This window comes from Asaia bogorensis (assembly GCF_900465345.1).
GTDB lineage: Bacteria > Pseudomonadota > Alphaproteobacteria > Acetobacterales > Acetobacteraceae > Asaia > Asaia bogorensis_A.
In genome coordinates, this window is record NZ_UEGO01000001.1 from 131290 (window position 1) to 150243 (window position 18954).

Genomic DNA, 18954 nt, shown 5'->3' on the forward strand with positions numbered 1-18954 from the left:
CCTAATCCGTGATTGCGACCCTGATTTCCTGGTGCTTTGCGCGCCGCCATATCGTTTTCATCTGCGCCGTGTTTCTGGCTCTTGCGGGCGGTTATGCCTGGCGTGTGTTGCCCGTCGAGGCCTATCCCGATCTCGGGGCGGTCAATGTACAGGTCACCACCCAGGTTTCCGGCCTGGCCGCCGAGGAAATGGAACAGCAGGTTACCGTGCCGCTCGAGCGTGCTCTGGCAGCCGTGCCGGGCGTAACCGAGAGCCGTTCGAGCAGCACGTTCGGCCTGTCGCTGATCACCCTGATCTTTCATGACGGCATCGATGTGTTCACGGCGCGCCAGCTGGTGCTGGAACTGCTCGGCACGGCGAGCATGCCCGATGGCGTGACCCCGCAGCTTGGCCCGATCACCGGACCTGCCGGCGAGATTTTCCGCTACACGCTGGAATCGGATTCGATGGATCTGATGCAGCTTTCGGACGTGCAGCGCTGGATTGTCATCCCTACGCTTCAGCGTGTGCCGGGCATCGTCAACGTCAATAATTTCGGCGGTCTGACGCGCGAGTATCAGCTCGTGCTCAAGCCGGACGCCCTGCTGCGTTACGGGCTGAGCACCGATGACGTGGTCAACGCCATCAAGAACAACAACGCCAATGCGGCGGGCGGGCGTATCACGCGCGGTGAGCAGTCCTATATCGTGCGTGGTGTGGGCATGATCCACACGCTGGACGACATGAAGCGCATCGTCGTGGCGCAGCATAACGGCACGCCGGTGCTGCTGAGCGATCTGGGGCAGGTGCAGTTCGGGCATCAGATCCGCGAAGGTATTCTGGGCAAGGACAATAACCCCGATACCATCGAGGGCATCGTGACCATGCTGTCAGGTGCCAACCCGTCTCTCGTTCTGGACAACGTGCATCACGTGGTGGACGGGCTTCAGGAGCGCCTGAAGCCGCTCGATGTACGGCTTGTTCCCTATATCGACCGCGATAATCTGGTGAAGGCCACCACCCATAAGGTTGGCGAGACCATGGTCGAGGGTATCGGCCTCGTTCTGGTCATTCTGACTCTCTTCCTCGGCAGCCCCCGCAGTGCGGTCGTTACTGCCGTTACCATACCACTCGCGCTTTCCACCGTTTTCGTGCTCATGCATTTCTTTGGCATGGCGGCCAATCTGTTCTCGCTCGGGGCCATCGATTTCGGTGTGATCGTGGACGGGGCCATCGTGATTACCGAGGCGATCCTGCGCCTGCGCGAGGAATCACCCAAGGCCACCCTGACCAGCACCGAAGTCCTGAGCGTGGCGCGTATCGCGGGACGCTCGATCTTCTCCTCCACGCTCATCATCATCGTGGCCTATTCGCCGCTCTTCGCGTTCGAGGGGAGCGAGGGCAAGCTGTTCCGGCCCATGGCCTATACGGTGAGCTTTGCGCTCATGGGCGCGCTGGCCTGTGCCCTCTGCCTGATCCCGACGCTGAGCTATCTGGCTTTGTACAAGCCAAGACGCATCTGGCATAACCGCCCGCTCGAAGCCCTGCATCATGCCTATGAGCGTGGGCTCAATCACATGCTGGCCCGCCCGCTCGTGACCTATATCGGGGGTGGTGCGGCGCTGCTCTCGGTGGTCATTCTGGGGGCCACGGTCGGGCGCGAGTTCCTGCCCGATCTGGACGAGGGCGCGCTCTGGCTTCAGGTGCAGTTGCCCACGGGCATTTCGCTGGATGAAGGCAGCCGTATTGCAAGCGAGGTTCGCTCTGCCGTCCGCGAATTCCCCGAGACTTCCTACGCCATCACCCAGCTTGGTCGTAACGATGACGGCACCGATCCGTGGACGTTCTCGCATATCGAAATGCCGGTCGGTCTCAAGCCCTATGACCAGTGGGCCAGCGGCGAGACCAAGGCCCAGTTCATCGCCCGCCTGCGCGAGCGTCTCTATCAGATCCCCGGCATCAGCTTCGGGATCAGCCAGCCGATTCAGGATGGCATGAACGATCTGGTGGGCGGTGCCCATTCGCCGCTCGTGCTGCGTGTCTATGGCAATGATTTCCACGAACTGCGCCGCATTGGCCGTCAGATCGTGAATATCCTGCATGAGGTGCCTGGCACGACCGATGCCTCGATCTTTCAGGAGCCGCAGATTCCGCAGCTGATGGTGACGCCACGCCGCGAGCAGGCGGCACGTTATGGCATCAACGTGTCCGACATCAGCACCGTTGTGCAGAACGCGATTGGCGATGGCGCCATCACACAGGTCTATGTGGAAGATCGCGTGTATAACGCGACGCTGCATGTCGGCTCGCATGATCTGACCGATCTGGCTTCCATACGCGCGCTTCCCCTGCGCTCGACCGAAGGCGCCCCGGTGACACTGGCCGAGGTGGCCGATGTCGGGCTGCATATGGGTGAGAGCAATATCGCCCATGAGATGGGTGAGCGTCAGATCACCATTCGCGTCGATAATGGTGTGCGCCCACTCTCGCAGTATCTGGAGGACGCGCAAAAGCGCATCGCCTCACAGGTGCATTTTGACCCCCGCAAATATCGCCTGCAATGGGCTGGCAGCTTCGAGCAGGAGCAGCGTGCGCAGGCCCGTCTGGGCGTGGCGTTGCTCGTGATGTTCTCGATCATGCTGTTGCTGCTTTTCATGGAGTTCGGGACGTTCCGTCATGCTGTGCTGGTGCTCAGTGTTGTGCCGCTGGCCACGCTGGGCGGGCTCATCGCGCTTCATCTGCGCGGCGAGACACTCAATATCGCGACGGCTGTGGGCTTTATCGCGCTGTTTGGCGTGGCGGTGCAGAACGGCATCATCATGATTGCGGCCATCAACCGCCATCATCGCGCGGGGCTGAGCATCCATGATTCCGTTCTGGCCGGTGCAGCTGAACGTTTCCGCCCCGTGCTGATGACGGCTACGGTTGCCAGCGCTGGCATGCTGCCCGCAGCACTCGCAACAGGCGTCGGCACCGACGTGCAGCGTGGTCTGGCGACGGTTGTCGTGGGCGGGCTCGGCATTGCAACCCTGCTGACCCTTTTTGTTCTGCCGGTCTTCTTTTTCGAGCTGGAGCATTACATCGAACGCCGCAAGGCGCGCCGTTCGGGAGGTGTGTCATGAAACGCCGTGTGCTTTTGACCTGCGCCGCCAGTCTGGCGCTCTCGGGCTGCGCCATTGGCCCGAATTTCCATCGTCCTGACATGCTCAGAACGGGCGGTTACCAGAGTACGGCCCTCCCAGCCTCCATTCATGGCACGACCGGAACCGGCTCAGCGGGAGCTGCCCAGACCCTGACCGCCGGGGCCGATCTGTCGGGCGCCTGGTGGCAGGCGCTGGGTGTGCCGCAACTCGATGCCCTGGTTACACGGGCATTGCAGAACAACCCGTCACTCAGATCAGCACAGGCGACGCTCAAGGCTGCCTATGAACAAACCAAGGTCGCGGGCGCACCCTTGCTGCCCAGCATCTCGGCCTCATTCAACCCGACACGCAACAAGACGTCCAAGGCGCTGTCACCTGTGCCGGGCAATAATGAATATTTGTATAACCTGCACACGCTTCAGCTGAACATTTCCTATCAGCCCGATCTGTGGGGCGGGTTACGCCGTCAGGTGGAATCCCAGGCGGCGCAGGCAGAAATGCAGCGCTTCCAGCTGATTGCCACCACCAATACGCTGATCAATACGCTGATTGTCTCGCTCATCACGCAGTCGAGCCTCAACGCCCAGATCAACGCCACGAGCGACATCATTGCCAACCAGCAGAAGCTTCTTGGTGTGATGGAAAAGCAGTTCAGGCTTGGGGATATTTCGGAAGCCCAGCTTCTGGCCCAGAAAGCCGCGGTGACCCAGGCGCAGGCGACCTTGCCCCCCTTGCATCTGCAGGCCGAGCAGGCTCACGACCAGATTGCTGCACTGGTCGGCACGACGCCCGACGAGGTGTTGCCGGAGATTCCGCTTGAGGCCTATCGCCTGCCCGCGACCCTGCCGGTCAGCCTGCCCAGCGCGCTTCTGACCCAGCGCCCCGACATACGCGCTGCGGAATCGCAGATGCACAGCGCCAGTGCACAGGTGGGCGTCGCCATTGCCAACCGTCTGCCCAATGTGCAGCTTTCCGCGACACCGGGTCAGGCCATCAATGCCATGAGCCAGTTCTTCACCCCCGGCTATGGCAACTGGTCGATCGGCGCGATGGTGGCCCAGCCGATCTTTCAGGGTTTTGAGCTGATGCATCTGGAGCGTCAGGCGCGCGCCAATCTTCTGGCGGCCACCGAGCAGTACAAGAACACCGTGCTGACTTCGATGCAGAACGTGGCTGACACGCTGCATGCCCTTCAGGATGATTCCGACGCGCTTACCATCAGCGCAGCCAATGAGGATGCGGCTGTGCGCAGTCTGCGCATTTCACAAAGCCAGATGTCCTATGGCGATATCAGCCCGGTGCTGCTCCAGGCGGCGGTGCAGATCGAACTTGAGGCGCGGCTCAACCTGATTCAGGCCAGAGCCACGCGCTTTACCGATAGCGTCGCCCTGTTTCAGGCTCTCGGGGGAGGGTGGTGGCATCGTAACGATACCGCTATGAAGGTTCCCTCGACAGACTGGCACGCGGCGTTCTGACCCGGTTCGGATCTCCGTGCGTCCGGCGCGCTTCAGGAGATCCGACGCTTATGAGATTCCCCCGCTCCTCACGCCTCGCCCTGATGGGGCTTGGCTGCCTTCTTGCCTCGACAACGGCTCTGGCAGCCCCTGCTGCACCGTCGGAGAACAAGGCGGCGGCCGCGTTCGATCGCCTTCTGGACGAGAAGTGGCAGTACGAGCTTAAAGACGCGCCTGAACTGGCGACGTCGATTGGCGATTACCGTTACAACGACCGCTGGAGCGATCTGTCCCTTGCCCATATCAAGGGGTCTGTGCCTGTTCTGACGGGCTTTCTGAAGAAGTTCGAGGCTATCGCGCCAGCGTCACTTGATGACCAGCGACAGATCAGCCGCGCGATGATCATCCAGCAGATCCAGGACACGCTCGAAGGGATCCGTCTCAAGACCTATGAGATGCCGATCGACCAGATGAATGGTGCCCAGCTGGAATATCCGGGTTTCGTTTCGAGCATCCCCTTCGACACCACGAAGCAGTATGAGGATTATCTTGCTCGCCTGCGCGCCATCCCCAAGGCGATCGATCAGGTAATTGCCCTGGCGCGTCTTGGCGAGAAAGACGGATTGATGCCGCCGCGCTTCCTCCTTGAGAAGGCAGAGCAGCAGGTGGAGCAGATTGCGGCGCCCGCTGGCGAAAAGAGCCCGTTTGGCGAACCCGTCACGAAATTCCCGACCGCTGTGCCTGCTGCCGATCAGGCGCGACTCCGTAAGGCTATTCTGACGGCGATCGATCATGATGTGCGCCCAGCCTATCAGCGCCTCGCGACCTTCATGAAGCAGGGCTACACGGCGCATGGCCGGGCTCAGGATGGTGTATGGGCCCTCCCCGGTGGCGATGCGCTTTATCGCTACGATATCCGCACCCTGACCACCACCACCATGTCCCCCAAGGAAATCCATCAGCTCGGGCTCGATCAGGTTGCCAGGATCGAGGGCGAAATGGGCGAGATCGCTCATAAGCTCGGATTTGCCGACCTTGCAGCCCTGCGCGCTTCGGTAGCCAAGGATCCCAAGCTCTACGCAACGTCGCGCGAGCAGATCATCGATCTGTACCGCAAGTATATCGCGCAGATGGAGCCCGCCCTTACCCGCGATTTCGACAAGATCCCGACCACGAAGCTGGAAGTACGCCCCGTCGAGCGCTATCGCGAGGCTGAGGCTGCCGGTGCCGAATACCATCAGGGAACGCCCGATGGTTCACGCCCCGGCATCGTGTTCGTCAACACCGGCGATTTCGCCAAGCGCGATATCTACACGATCGAGGATACCGCCTATCATGAGGGTGTTCCGGGTCATCACTTCCAGATCTCCACCGCTCAATCCCTGCCGCTGCCGCCTTTTCGCCAGCAGGGCTCCTATAACGCCTATATCGAGGGCTGGGCGCTGTACGCCGAGGGCCTTGGCAAGGAGCTGGGCTTCTACAAGGATCTCTACAGCGATTATGGCCGCCTGAATGGCGAGCTGCTGCGTGCCGATCGTCTGGTGCTCGATACCGGTGTGCATGACCTGCACTGGACCCGCGCCCAGATGCTGGAATTCTTCCATGCCCATCCGCCCACCAGCGAGCCGGACATGCAGGCCGAGACCGACCGTTATATTGCCTGGCCCGGTCAGGCACTGGGTTACATGCTGGGCCAGCAGACCATTCTTCGCCTGCGCGAAAAGGCAAAGACGGAACTGGGACCGAAATTCGACATTCGCAAGTTCCACGATGTCGTTCTCTCTGGTGGCGCCCTGCCGCTCAACCTTCTCGCCGACCGGGTGGATGCCTGGATCAAGACAGTGAAGAGCGAAAAGTAAGACCCGGGAGGCGCGGGCACTCGCCTCGATAGTGGATGGTCGTTCTTGCGCAAGCGACGCGGGACGAGCAGGGATGAGGGCAGGACAAAGCCTCGCACTCGTCCCTGAGCGCTCTGATCGATAGGGCGGCTCTCAAAAAAAGGATCATTGGGGATTTCTGTCGTTTCCAGAAGGGCGGGAAACGGGCAGGATCGGGAGGATATGTCTTTGACTGCTCCTTCCCCCGCCAAGATATCCCCTGATGCATCAACGGTTCAGGACTCGGAACCTGCGGTTGATCTGAAGGCCACCCGACCCGCGCGTTTCGTTCATGGCAGCATCATGCGCCATGTCATCGTGATGGCGGGCACAGGGGCTATCGGACTGATGGCCGTCTTTGCGGTCGATCTGCTCAATTTCTGGTATATCTCGCATCTGCATGACCCGGCCCTGACTGCGGCAATCGGTTTTGCCGCTGCGCTGGGCTATGTTCAGGTAGCAGTGTCGATTGGCATGACCATTGGGCTCGGGGCAGTCATTGGCCGGCTCATCGGTGCGCGTCGGATCATCAGGGCGCGGCGGTTTGCCTCGGCGTTCATGGTCGTCATGATCGCGGTGACGGCCGTGCTGGGCTGTCTGACAGCGGTTTTCGCCTCGGCATTTCTGGCCCTGCTGGGTGCACGAGGGGAGGCTCTGGCGCAGGCAACCGGGTTCCTACATCTGGTTTCACCATTCCTGCCCCTGGTCTGTTACGGCATGGCGCAATCGGCGTTGCTGCGTTGCGTGGGAGATGCCCGCCGCTCCATGCAGGTGACGCTGGTAGGTGCTTTTGTCTCGGCCATTCTCGACCCTATTCTGATTTTTGGGTTCCATATGGGGCTGACCGGGGCGGCGATCAGCACAATTCTCTCCCGCAGCGCTGTGGTGCTGTTTGGCTTTGTGAGCCTGCGTGAGCACCGTATGCTCGAATGGCCACGCCTATGGGCCATTGCGCCTGCAACGCGTCAGATCGGTGCTGTGGCCTTGCCTGCCATTGCGACAAATCTGGCAACCCCTGTTGGCGGATTGTTCACCACCCATTTCATGTCCGGGTTCGGGTTGGAGGCAATATCCGGGCAGGCGACGATCGATCGCATCGTGCCGGTCGCCTTTGCTTTCGTGTTTGCCCTGACCGGATCGGTCGGGCCGATCATGTCGCAGAACTTGGGAGCAGGGAAAAAAGACCGGGTGCGCGAGACGCTCTATGCCTCGCTCAAGCTGACCGGACTTTGTGTTTTGCTCACCTGGGCCATTCTGGCTGCATTTCATACCCCTATCCTGCACCTGTTCGCCTCCAAGGGGGTGGCAATCCGGATCGTCACGCTGTTCTGCTGCTGGCTGGTGGCGAGTTATTTCTTCGTGGGGCTGCTGTTCGTCTCGAACACGGCCTTCAATAATCTGGGCCATCCGCTCTATTCGACCGCGTTCAACTGGGGCCGGGCGACACTGGGAACGATCCCCTTCGTCTGGATAGGGTCGCATTATGGCCCCATAGGCATTCTGGTTGGTCAGTCGCTGGGCGTGGTTCTGTTTGGCAGTTTTGCCGCACTGACGGCTTTCAGGGTGATAAGACGCATATGACGTTCCCGTGATGATCACAGGCTGTTGACCCTGCCAGAGACATGGAATCAGGGCTTATATTTCGCACAGGAGCGACATAGGAGAGGAAAATCGCAACCTGTATAGAAGCAATAAACAATGACAATTTCATGTTATAATGGAAAATCGGTAAATATATAAAAGCCAATGCCACATATTTACAGTATATTATTCTGTAAATAAAATATAAAATAATGATGATACAGATTTTGGCAAGATTTTATTTGAAGTTTTAATATTATTTTTCGAGAATATAATACCCCGGCAAGTCCGGTACTGCGCATCGGATCGGATGCCTGCCTTGTATCATATGCAATGTTTGTTATGAGCGAGCAATGTGACGCTACTTCAGCGTATTTTGTTATATATATCGTCTTTCCACATGCCCCATTCGGATTGTAATCAGGTACCCTTGGCGCGGGCCAAAGTGGCCCAGATGCTGCCTGTATTGAATGCTGTGACTGAGAGTAGCGATGCGTATATTATTGACAGGTGGGTGTGGTTTCATCGGATCTGCCGTGGTCAGGCATCTGATCCGTCAGACCTCACACGAAGTTCTCAACGTGGATTGCATGACCTATGCCGCCTCGGAAGAGACTGTGGGCGAAGTGGCGGCTGATCCACGCTATCGCCATGCGGCCGTCAACATCGTCAATGGTGTCGAGCTTCAGAAGCTTTTTGACGAGTATCGTCCCGATGCTGTCATGCATCTGGCGGCCGAGAGCCATGTCGATCGCTCCATTGACGGGCCCGGGGTGTTTGTCGAAACCAACGTGACCGGCACCTATGCGCTACTGGAAGCCGCGCGACGTTACTGGCAGACCCTTGATGCCGACGCGCAGAAGGCCTTTCGCTTTCATCACATCTCGACCGATGAGGTCTTTGGGCATCTCGAGCTCGATGATCCGCCGTTCACCGAGACGACGCCCTACGATCCGCGCAGCCCTTATTCAGCATCCAAGGCTGCTTCGGACCATCTCGTGCGCGCATGGTATCATACCTATGGGCTGCCGACCTTTGTGACGAACACCACGAATAACTACGGCGTCTGGCACTTCCCCGAGAAGCTCATCCCGCTGGTGACGATCAACGCGCTCGAAGGCAAGGAATTGCCTGTCTATGGCAAGGGCGAGAATATCCGTGACTGGCTGTTTGTCGAGGATCACGCTGAGGCTCTTGTGAAGGCCGTTGAACGGGGCCAACCGGGCGAGACCTACGCCATTGGTGCCCGTCAGCCGCGCACCAATCTCGATGTGGTCAAGACCATCTGCGCTGTACTTGACGAGCTGTCGCCCGATCCGGCAGGTCCGCGCGAGCGTCTGATCCGTTTTGTAACGGATCGACCCGGCCATGATTTCCGCTACGAGATCGACCCCAGCCATGCCGAGAAGGCTCTGGACTGGAAGGCAAAGCACGATTTCGAAACGGGCATCCGTCGCACGGTCCAATGGTACCTCGATAACCGCAACTGGTGGGAAGGCATTCGCGCCCGCCGCTACACCGGACAGAGACTGGGAACAAAAGCATGAACGCCATCGCTGCATCCAAGCCGATGAAAGGCATTCTTCTGGCTGGTGGATCGGGCACACGCCTGCATCCCATGACGCTGGCGACCTCGAAGCAGCTCTTGCCGGTTTATGACAAGCCGATGATCTATTATCCGCTGACCACGCTCATGCTGGCTGGCATTCAGGATATCATGATCATCTCCACGCCTCATGACCTGCCGCAGTTCAAGCGTCTGCTTGGCGATGGGTCGCAGTTTGGCGTGCGTTTCGAGTATCGCGAGCAGCCCTCTCCCGATGGTCTGGCCCAGGCTTTCCTGATTGCGGAAGACTGGATTGACGGCTCGCCCTGTGCCCTGGCGCTGGGTGACAACCTGATTTTCGCCGACCATCTGGGCGTGCTGCTGCGTGCGGCGGCGTCTCGTCCTGAAGGGGCGACCGTCTTCGCCTATCAGGTACGTGATCCCGAGCGTTACGGCGTGGTCAGCTTCGACGAGAGCGGCCGCGCGCTCGGCATTGTTGAAAAGCCGACGCATCCCGAGTCGAGCTGGGCTGTCACCGGCCTCTATTTCTATGATCATCGCGTTGTGGAATTTGCCAAGCGGGTCAAGCCGAGCCCGCGCGGTGAACTTGAGATCACTGACCTGAACCAGATGTATCTGGAAGAAGGCACGCTTCAGGTCGATCGTCTTGGCCGTGGATGCGCGTGGCTTGATGCCGGTATGCCGGACAGCCTGATGCAGGCCGGCCTGTTCGTTCAGACGATCCAGTCCCGCCAGGGTATGCTTGTCGGTTCGCCGACCGAGGTAGCCTATCGCATGGGCTTCATTGATCGCGAACAGCTTCTGATCCAGGGGAACGCCAAGAAGAAGACCGAACTGGGTCGTATGCTGCTTGAGCTGGCAAACCAGTCTCATTCAGGCCGTCACTAGGAGCAGGTTCATGAAAGTCGAACGTCTCGCCATTCCTGACGTCATCCTCGTCACGCCGCGGCGCTTCAGTGACTCACGTGGGTTCTTCTCGGAAACCTACAACCATCAGAAGATGGTTGAGGCCGGGATCGATCTGACCTTCGTGCAGGACAATCAGAGCCTTTCCGTTCAGAAGGGCGTCGTGCGCGGCCTGCATTGCCAGGTTGCGCCTTATGTCCAGGGCAAGCTTGTCCGTTGCACCAAGGGCGCGATCTGGGATGTGGCGATCGATGCCCGCACCGGCTCGCCCACCTACGGCAAATGGGTCGCAGCGGAATTGTCCGAGGAAAACTGGTCGCAGCTCTGGGTGCCGCCGGGCTTCCTGCATGGGTTCGTGACCCTGCAGGAAAACACCGAGGTTCAGTACAAGTGCACGTCGCTTTACGACAAGGCCTCGGAACGCGCTGTCATCTGGAACTGCCCGCATCTGGCCATTGACTGGCCAATCAGCGCAGATGAGGTCGTTCTGTCCGACAAGGATCAGGTTGCGCCTCATTTCACTGAAGCCAAGGGATGGTTCCAGTATTCATGAGCACGACATCTGAAAAAACGATCCTCGTCACGGGTGGACAAGGTCAGCTCGCCACGTCGCTGAAGACCCTTGGCGGAGATCGTGTGATCGTTGTCGGTCGTCCCGAATTCGATCTTGCCAGCCCCGAGACCATGGCAGCGACGCTGGCGCGTTACACGCCCTCTCTGGTGGTGAACGCGGCAGCCTGGACGGCGGTGGATCTGGCGGAAAGCGAAATCGAGGGCGCAAAAGCGGCCAACGAGACCGGTCCGGCCGAGCTGGCCCGTCTTTGCGCGGCGCAGGACATTCCGCTCATTCATGTCTCGACCGACTATGTGTATGCCGGTGACAAGGGCTCGCCCTATGTCGAAACCGACCCTGTCACGCCGCAGACGGTTTATGGTCGCACCAAGGCGGCAGGCGAGCAGGCCGTGCTGAAGGCGCAGCCGAAGAGCGTGATCCTGCGTACGGCCTGGGTCTATTCCGGGCACTGCAAGAACTTCGTGCGGACCATGGTCAATGCCGGGGCCAAGAACACCCATCTGAAGGTTGTGGGCGATCAGTATGGTTGCCCCACCAATGCCGATGATCTGGCCAAGGCCATTCTGGGGATTGCGGACCAGATCGAGGCCGGTTGGCAGGAGAGGTTTGCCGGCCTCTATCATGCCTGTGGCACAGGTGAGACAAGCTGGCATGGCCTGGCGGTTGCTGCCCTCGAAGAGGCCGTGCGTCATGGCCAGACCATGCCGGTCGAGGTGACCGCCATTCGTACGCAGGACTGGCCTACCCCGGCCAAGCGCCCGCAGGATTCGCGCCTTGATTGCAGCAAGCTCGAACAGGTCTTCGGTATCCGCCTGCCTGAATGGCGCGATGGCGTTGCCCGTGCTGTTGACGAGCATTTTGCGGCGCAGTCGGCCTGAGCGTGGCGCAGGGCAATAGTGTTCTGACCTCACCACCGCATCTCTATGCGGTGGGTGGACGTGATACGGAGCGGGCGGCCTCGGTGCCGCCCGTTGCGATTCTGTTGTCCGTCTATAACGGTGAGGCGTATCTCAACCAGCAGCTCGACAGCTTTCTGGCACAGACAGAGAGAAACTGGTGCCTCTACTGGCGTGATGATGGCTCGCATGATGCCTCACGCGCCATCATGCTCTCCTTTCAGGAGCATCGTGGTCAGGGGCGCTGCATCGAGATTGACGCTGAACCCGGCAATATCGGTGTTGCCCGTTCCTATGTGCTCCTGCTCGATGCGGCGCCGCCGGATGCGCTGATCGCATTTGCAGATCAGGACGACGTCTGGGTTCCCGAGAAACTGCAATGGGGCCGTCAGGCCCTGAGGGGCTGCGAGGGACCTGCCCTTTATTGTGCGCGTCAGTATCTGACCGACGAATCTCTTACGGTATCGGGGCCTTCGCTGCCGCTTCGCCGTCGGCCTGATTTTCGTACATCTCTCATCCAGAATCTGGCTACGGGCCATACCATCCTGCTCAATCCGGCAGCGTCAGCACTGATACGCTCCACCCTGCCACCCAAGGGCATACTTCATGACTGGTGGAGCTACGCCCTCGTTCTGGGTATGGGGGGACAATTCATTTTCGATGAGCGCTGTGTGGCACTTTACCGGCAGCATCGTCGCAATGCAGTCGGGGTCGAACGCTCGATCCTGACCCGTGGTCTGCGTGCCATACGGCGCGGTCCCACATCGTTCATGGCCCTTCATGTCGCGCTGGTGACGCATCTTCTGCAACCGGATCTTTCGGTGCATCTCAAGCCGCAATCACGGGCATTTCTGCTGCGCTTGCGCAAGGCGCTGGGTGGCGGAATCAGGGAGCGACTGCGTTTCTTGATCGAGGAACGTGGCTTTGTGCGCCAGCGTATGGCCGAGACGTGGCTGTTCCGGCTGTGGTTCCTGCTTTACGGCAATTCCAGTCCGAAACTCTGACAGCTCTCGCGCATGAAACCAGGAGGGGTTGCCCGTGCACTCACCTGATCATCGCGCAAAGACAGATCGAGCGAGCGGCTCATGAGGTGTAGGGCAGCCTGTCCGCCGCCATAGCGCTCATCACCCAGAATGGGGCAACCCAGCAGCGCACAATGAACGCGCGCCTGGTGAGTGCGCCCTGTCAGCAGGGTCAGTTCAAGAAGGGCATGAGTCCTGCCGCGGGAAAGGACACGCCATGAGGTGCGGGCGCTTTGTCCTTCGGGGTGTGTTTCCATATGCCAGCCAGCCTGCGTACTTACCTTGCGCAGGGGGGCGTCGATCAGACCTTCGTTTTCCTTAGGACCGCGATGCACGACCGCCCAGTAGGTCTTGCGGACATTGCCTGAGGCAAAAAGCGCCTGTGCCTCCACGAGGGCCTGCTTGCGCAGGGCAATCATCAGACAGCCGGAGGTGTCTGTATCGAGGCGGTGCACCAGCCACGGGCCATCCTTGCGACGCGACAGCAGGGGAAAAAGCGCTTCGACAGAATGGCGTGCCTTGGGCCCTGGATGGACCGGAAGCCCGGCAGGTTTGTCGATCACGACCAGGCGCGGGCTCTCATAAAGAACCGGATAGGGAAAGCGGTCGCTTATCGCATTGTCGGTCATCGGGCGGTCAGTCATCGTACAGGCTGGGCATGAAACGGCGTCAGGGCAGGGGAGGGGGGGGGTCAATCCTCGTCGCGCTGACGGCGGGCGAGGACTTCGCGCTTGCCCACATGATTGGCAGCGCTCACGATCCCCTCTTTCTCCATCTGCTCGATGATCTTGGCCGCGCGATTATAGCCGATCGACAGGTGACGCTGGATGAATGAGGTCGAGGCCTTGCCCTCACGCGTTACCAGATCGACAGCCTGATCGAACAGGCTGGATTCGGCATCGTAATTGCCGCCACCCATACCGTTTCCGCTCGAAGAGGCGCTTCCACCTTCATCCTCGAGGCTGGAAATCACCTCGTCGTTATAGACAGGCTCGCCCTTGCTGCGCAGATCGGCCACCACATCCTCGACCTCGCTATCGGCCACGAAAGGTCCATGCACGCGGGTGATACGGGCCGCGCCCTGCATGTAGAGCATGTCGCCCTGGCCCAGAAGCTGCTCGGAACCCTGCTCACCGAGAATGGTGCGGCTGTCGAATTTGCTGATCACCTGAAAGGAAATACGCGTCGGGAAATTGGCCTTGATGGTGCCGGTAATCACATCGACGGAGGGACGCTGCGTGGCCATGATCACATGGATGCCGGCCGCACGGGCTTTCTGAGCCAGACGCTGCACCGCAGCTTCGATTTCCTTGCCTGCCACCATCATCAGATCGGCCATTTCGTCGATCACCACCACGATATGCGGCATCGTCTCGAGTGCAAGCTGCTGTTCGTCGAAAACCGGCTGGCCGGTCTCGGGGTCGAAACCGGTCTGCACGCGACGCGTCACCAGTTCTCCCGTCGAGCGGACCTGACGCACGCGCTGGTTATAGCCCGTGATGTTGCGCACCTGCAGATGCGCCATGGAACGGTAGCGCTTGTCCATCTCGCGCACGGTCCATTTGAGCGCGGCCACGGCCTTGTTCGGCTCGGTTACGACAGGCGTCAGCAGATGCGGAATCCCGTCATAGATCGAGAGTTCGAGAATTTTCGGGTCGATCATGATAAGGCGGCACTCTTCCGGCGTAAGCCGGTAGAGCAGCGACAGGATCATGGCATTGACGCCCACCGATTTGCCCGAGCCTGTGGTACCGGCAATCAGCAGATGCGGCATCTTGGCCAGATCGGCATAAACCGGATTGCCTGCAATGTCCTTGCCGAGCGCCAGACGCAGCTGCGCCCCCGGTTCATGGAATTCGGGTGTATCCAGCAGCTCAGAGAAATACACCGTCTCGCGCGAAGCGTTGGGGACTTCGATACCAATGACATTGCGCCCCGGCACGGTGGCGATACGCACACTCAGCACCGAAAGCGAGCGTGCAATATCATCCGCCAGACCGATCACGCGGGCCGAGCGAATACCGGGTGCCGGTTCGAGCTCGTAAAGCGTGACCACCGGGCCAGCATGGATATCACCAATCTGACCCTGCACACCGTAATCGGAAAGAACCTGTTCCAGCAGGCGGGCATTTGCCTGCAAGACCTCATTGGACGGGCCATTGCCGCCATGAGCAGGTGCCTTGCGCAGCAGGCCCAGCGATGGCGGCTGCCAGCCTGTATTCTCCCAACCCTGACGGGCGGCGGGTGCAGGCTGGGGCTGAGCGCTGCGCTCGGAGCGTGTGCGACCAAAGCCGAAAAATCCACGCTTGGGCTCTTCTTCCTGCGGCGGCGGTGAAGGTTGTTCTTCCGTAAATGATGTCGTGTCTTCGATTTCTGAATAGCGCGTTACGGCTGCCGCTCTTGGCGCACTATCCTGATCACGCGCAATCTGGGCGAGTTGCATGGCGTAGGGGTTGGAGGGGGGCTGTTTCTGGACAGCCACCGGCGCAGGGTTCGACGCCTGCGGCGTGCGCGTGGCTGGTACTGGCTCTTCGATCTTCTCAGGGGGCTGCAACCAGCCGGTATTGGCTGGAATGAAAGGGGCACGCGCCGCTTCCTGGCCGCGCCTCGGGGCAGGATAGGGATGTTCGTGCCGATAGGCGTTCGCCTCGACAGGTTCATAGCTGCTCCAGTCTGGCGGAGCGGACTGGCGTGCCTTGTTGCTCATGCGTCGCGCCAGGTTTTCCGAACCGCGCCCCACTGAACGTACCCCATGAAACAGGGCACGCCATTCACTGCGACGTAGTCCAACAGCCAGCGGAACGAGCAGTATCGCCAGCAGCAATCCTAGCAGGGAGAAAACAACGCCTCCCGCACGTCCCATGATTGCATGACCCGTGGCAACAAGATGGCTCGCCAGAACAAGGCCAAGTTGTCCCCCCAGCCCCGCGCGGGAGGGCCAGCTTGTCGTGAGTGCTGGTATCAATACCTGCAATGTGGCGATCAGGGCTGACGCTACGGGCAAAAGGCAGAAAAACGCAATGAAACGCAGTACCGGTACGCTCAGCGCATGATGGCGCATGATCTGCCAGGCCCAGCACAGCATGACAATAATCGGCAACGCACTCGCCAGTCCGAGCCACTGCACCAGCCCATCAGCCAGTGTTGCCCCAGGCTGACCCAGCAGGTTCGTCGGCATCGCTGTCGTGGCCGTGTCGAATGACGGATCCTGCGGGTTATAGCTCCACAGGGCCACACCCAGCGCGAGAGCAAGGGCCAGCAGGATAAATCCGCCAAGTTCCGTCAGCCTGTCCTGAAACGGGCCACGCTCTCTGGGATTTGTCGTGCCTGATGAAAAGAAGCGGCTGAACGAAGCCAAATTCGCGTCTTCCTGTCTTTGCGCAATACATCATACCCCGCGCATGGGGCATCGAGCATCGTCTGGATCTATACGTGTCGTGTGGCAGAACTATAGCGGAACGTCGTGCGGAGACGAGAGCAAAAAAGGCCGAAATCTGCCGTTAACGAGGTGTTATTGCCCTGCTCGACAGGAGGCGATCCCATCCAATGCCACAGAAGGATCGTGGGCCGGGCGTTTCCCGGGCAGAGACAGGAGGAGCAGGAGCTTTCGCCCGCCCGGATCCACAGAGAGCGCCGGAAGGGCAGGTTGTGCTGGAAGACTGCATCGTTTTCCACCAGGGGACGGTGGTCGTCTGGGGCACTGTCTGATGTCAGGCGCTGAGCGGATACGATTTTCCTGCTCGGACGCCGCAAAGAGCCCTGCTGAGACGATCTGGCGTCAGGATGCGCGCCAGATCCTGACCTGGGCCACACCGAAGCGCCGTTCGGTCAACAAGGGAAGCTCGATGGCGAGTTCGTCCTTCACTGCGGTCTCAGCCACGATAATGGCTTCAGGGGCAATCCAGCCAGAGCGGGCCAGAGCCTTGAGGGCAGACGGGATAAGGTCCTTGCCATAAGGCGGGTCCAGAAAGACGAGCGTGCAGGGGCGCGGCGCGCGTGGCGCTCGCGTAACATCGCAGGTCAGCACGGACAGGTCGCGGTCCTCGAAGCGGCAGGCGCGGATATTGGCCGAAATCACGGCGCGGGCGCTGCGGTCCTGCTCCATGAAAACGGCGGAGGCGGCGCCGCGTGACAGGGCTTCGAGCCCCAGCGCGCCAGTGCCGGCAAAGGCATCGAGCACATGGGCGCTGCTCAGGAAGTCCGAACCGGCCCAGGGGGCGTGGGCCAGCATGTCGAACACGGCCTGACGGGCGCGATCGGAAGTGGGGCGGGTGGTCTCGCCCCGTGGCGCTTGAAGCGCGACGCCTTTGCGTTCACCGCCGACGATACGCATTATTCTTCTTCGGCATCCGGGCTGGTCGTGTCGGGGGTTGTATCCCTGACCACCCGGCGCACGCGACGTGGGGCCGCTGCAAGGCCGGGGATCTGCTCGCGCAGGATCTTGCCCTGCACCTCTTCAATCTCGCGTTTTTGCAGCGTGCCAAGCTGGAAGGGGCCATAGGAGACGCGGATCAGGCGGCTGACATGCAGGTTGAGACCCATCATGACGCGCCGGATTTCACGGTTCTTGCCTTCCTGAAGGCTGACGGTCAGCCAGGCGTTATCGCCCTTCTGCGAGTCCAGACCGGCTTCAATGGGACCATAGCGCACACCATCGAATTCCGAGCCATGAGCCAGAGCGGCCAGCTTGCGCTCGTCCACAACGCCGAACACGCGCACACGATAGCGGCGTATCCAGGCATTGGAAGGCAGCTCAAGGCGGCGGGCAAGCTCACCGTCATTGGTGAGCAGAAGCAGCCCTTCGGAATTGATGTCCAGACGCCCGACGCTGACAACACGCGGCATGCCCTCAGGCAGGGAGTCGAACACGGTGGGTCGTCCCTGCGGGTCACGATGGGTGGTCATGAGCCCGTCCGGCTTGTGATAGCGCCAGACACGGGTGTGTTCCTTGCCCCCGATCACCTTGCCATCGAGCTGGATGATGTCGCCATCCTGTACGAAGGTGGCGGGATGCTCGACCGAAGAGCCGTTCATGCGGATGCGACCGGCCTCGATCATGCGTTCGATGTCGCGTCGGCTGCCCACACCTGCGCGGGCCATCCATTTGGCGATGCGTTCGCCCTTCTGTTCTTCGGTCATGCTCGTCTGTCCTGTGGTGTCGCGTGTCGGGCCGCGTCGATGAAACCAGCCAATAGACGCGCGTCACCCGGATCGATAGCGAATTCCGGGTGCCACTGCACCCCCAGATAAAAAATTCCGTTGCCAATGTCGTTGCCGGTGTCCGTGTCGGCGTCGGGGGCCTCGATGGCCTCGATCAGGCCATCAGGGGCACGGGCACTCACCAACAGACCCCCAGGGTCGCGCACGCCCTGATGATGGGAGGAATTGACCCGCATGGTGGTGCACCCGGTGTAGTGGGCCAGGCGCGATCCGGGGACGAGGATCACATCGTGACCGGCTTCGTCGCGCGGGTTGGGTTGTTCATGAGCGATCGGCCCCGGTGCATGATCGGGAAGATGCTGGTGCAGTGTCCCACCCCAGGCAATGGCCATCAGCTGCATGCCGCCGCAGATGCCGAGTACCGGCAGGCTACGATGGCGGGCGGCTGCAATATAGGCCAGTTCGGCGTCCGTGCGTCCCGGTTTGAGGGTCGTCTGCGGATGCAGGGCCTCACCATAGAGTGCAGGGTCGGGGTCAAACGCGCCTCCGGTGACAACAAGCCCGTCCAGACGCCCCATATAGGCCTGCGCCAGATGGGGCTCGTGGGGCAGCCCCACCGGCAGGCCGCCTGCGTTGCGGATGGCATCGAAATAGTTTTGCCGCAGGGCGTGATAGGGCCAGCGGGAAAAATCCTTTGGGCCACCCGCCTCGATATCGAGGGTAAGGCCGATGAGGGGCACGCGTGTCATGAGGTGGATGTAAGCAGGGTTTTCCGGCAAACAGAAGGCAGGCGTG

At 60.4% G+C, this 18954-nt stretch carries 14 protein-coding genes; 9 read left to right on the forward strand and 5 right to left on the reverse strand.

Annotated features, from left to right (window positions below; all coding sequences use genetic code 11):
* The first annotated feature begins 8 nt into the window (after nucleotides 1-8).
* The 9 genes from ED655_RS00655 (at nucleotide 9) to ED655_RS00695 (ending at nucleotide 12981) form a co-directional block, all read left to right on the forward strand.
* Nucleotides 9-3101, forward strand: coding sequence for an efflux RND transporter permease subunit (locus ED655_RS00655; RefSeq protein WP_062163623.1), 3093 nt, complete (start codon nucleotides 9-11; stop codon nucleotides 3099-3101).
* Nucleotides 3098-4597: an efflux transporter outer membrane subunit gene (locus tag ED655_RS00660; RefSeq protein WP_122048599.1), complete on the forward strand. Its 1500-nt coding sequence runs from the start codon at nucleotides 3098-3100 to the stop codon at nucleotides 4595-4597. Before ED655_RS00655 ends, ED655_RS00660 begins: the two co-directional genes overlap by 4 nt.
* Nucleotides 4598-4647: 50 nt before the next feature.
* On the forward strand, nucleotides 4648-6435 hold the full coding sequence (locus ED655_RS00665; RefSeq protein WP_122048600.1) for a DUF885 domain-containing protein: 1788 nt from the start codon (nucleotides 4648-4650) through the stop codon (nucleotides 6433-6435).
* 321 nt (nucleotides 6436-6756) lie between these two features.
* On the forward strand, nucleotides 6757-8034 hold the full coding sequence (locus ED655_RS00670) for an MATE family efflux transporter (protein WP_122048683.1): 1278 nt from the start codon (nucleotides 6757-6759) through the stop codon (nucleotides 8032-8034).
* A 491-nt stretch (nucleotides 8035-8525) separates the two neighbouring features.
* On the forward strand, nucleotides 8526-9581 hold the full coding sequence (rfbB, locus tag ED655_RS00675) for a dTDP-glucose 4,6-dehydratase (protein ID WP_122048601.1): 1056 nt from the start codon (nucleotides 8526-8528) through the stop codon (nucleotides 9579-9581).
* A complete protein-coding gene (rfbA, locus tag ED655_RS00680) occupies nucleotides 9578-10489 on the forward strand; it encodes a glucose-1-phosphate thymidylyltransferase RfbA (RefSeq protein WP_122048602.1) in 912 nt (303 codons plus the stop codon). The genes rfbB and rfbA overlap by 4 nt, the downstream gene beginning before the upstream one ends.
* 10 nt (nucleotides 10490-10499) lie before the next feature.
* Nucleotides 10500-11060 (forward strand): dTDP-4-dehydrorhamnose 3,5-epimerase, encoded by a 561-nt coding sequence (gene rfbC / locus ED655_RS00685; RefSeq protein ID WP_122048603.1) that lies wholly within the window; start codon nucleotides 10500-10502, stop codon nucleotides 11058-11060.
* Nucleotides 11057-11959, forward strand: coding sequence for a dTDP-4-dehydrorhamnose reductase (gene rfbD, locus ED655_RS00690; RefSeq protein WP_122048604.1), 903 nt, complete (start codon nucleotides 11057-11059; stop codon nucleotides 11957-11959). The genes rfbC and rfbD overlap by 4 nt, the downstream gene beginning before the upstream one ends.
* A gap of 2 nt (nucleotides 11960-11961) precedes the next feature.
* Entirely contained in the window at nucleotides 11962-12981 is a 1020-nt protein-coding gene (locus ED655_RS00695) for a glycosyltransferase (protein WP_240993428.1), read from the forward strand.
* Here the strand turns inward: ED655_RS00695 and ED655_RS00700 are convergent.
* From ED655_RS00700 to ED655_RS00720, 5 genes are all read right to left on the reverse strand, one after another.
* Entirely contained in the window at nucleotides 12954-13643 is a 690-nt protein-coding gene (locus ED655_RS00700; RefSeq protein ID WP_240993429.1) for an RluA family pseudouridine synthase, read from the reverse strand. The two genes, ED655_RS00695 and ED655_RS00700, sit on opposite strands and share 28 nt — an antisense overlap.
* A gap of 47 nt (nucleotides 13644-13690) precedes the next feature.
* A complete protein-coding gene (locus tag ED655_RS00705) occupies nucleotides 13691-16357 on the reverse strand; it encodes an FtsK/SpoIIIE family DNA translocase (RefSeq protein WP_122048606.1) in 2667 nt (888 codons plus the stop codon).
* Between the two features lie 420 nt (nucleotides 16358-16777).
* The gene (gene rsmD / locus ED655_RS00710) at nucleotides 16778-17332 is read right to left on the reverse strand and encodes a 16S rRNA (guanine(966)-N(2))-methyltransferase RsmD (RefSeq protein WP_122048607.1); all 555 of its coding nucleotides are present in this window, start codon (nucleotides 17330-17332) and stop codon (nucleotides 16778-16780) included.
* A complete protein-coding gene (locus ED655_RS00715) occupies nucleotides 17332-18138 on the reverse strand; it encodes a pseudouridine synthase (protein ID WP_051757741.1) in 807 nt (268 codons plus the stop codon). The genes rsmD and ED655_RS00715 overlap by 1 nt, the downstream gene beginning before the upstream one ends.
* Nucleotides 18135-18908: a gamma-glutamyl-gamma-aminobutyrate hydrolase family protein gene (locus tag ED655_RS00720; protein WP_122048608.1), complete on the reverse strand. Its 774-nt coding sequence runs from the start codon at nucleotides 18906-18908 to the stop codon at nucleotides 18135-18137. The genes ED655_RS00715 and ED655_RS00720 overlap by 4 nt, the downstream gene beginning before the upstream one ends.
* Between the last annotated feature and the right edge of the window lie 46 nt (nucleotides 18909-18954).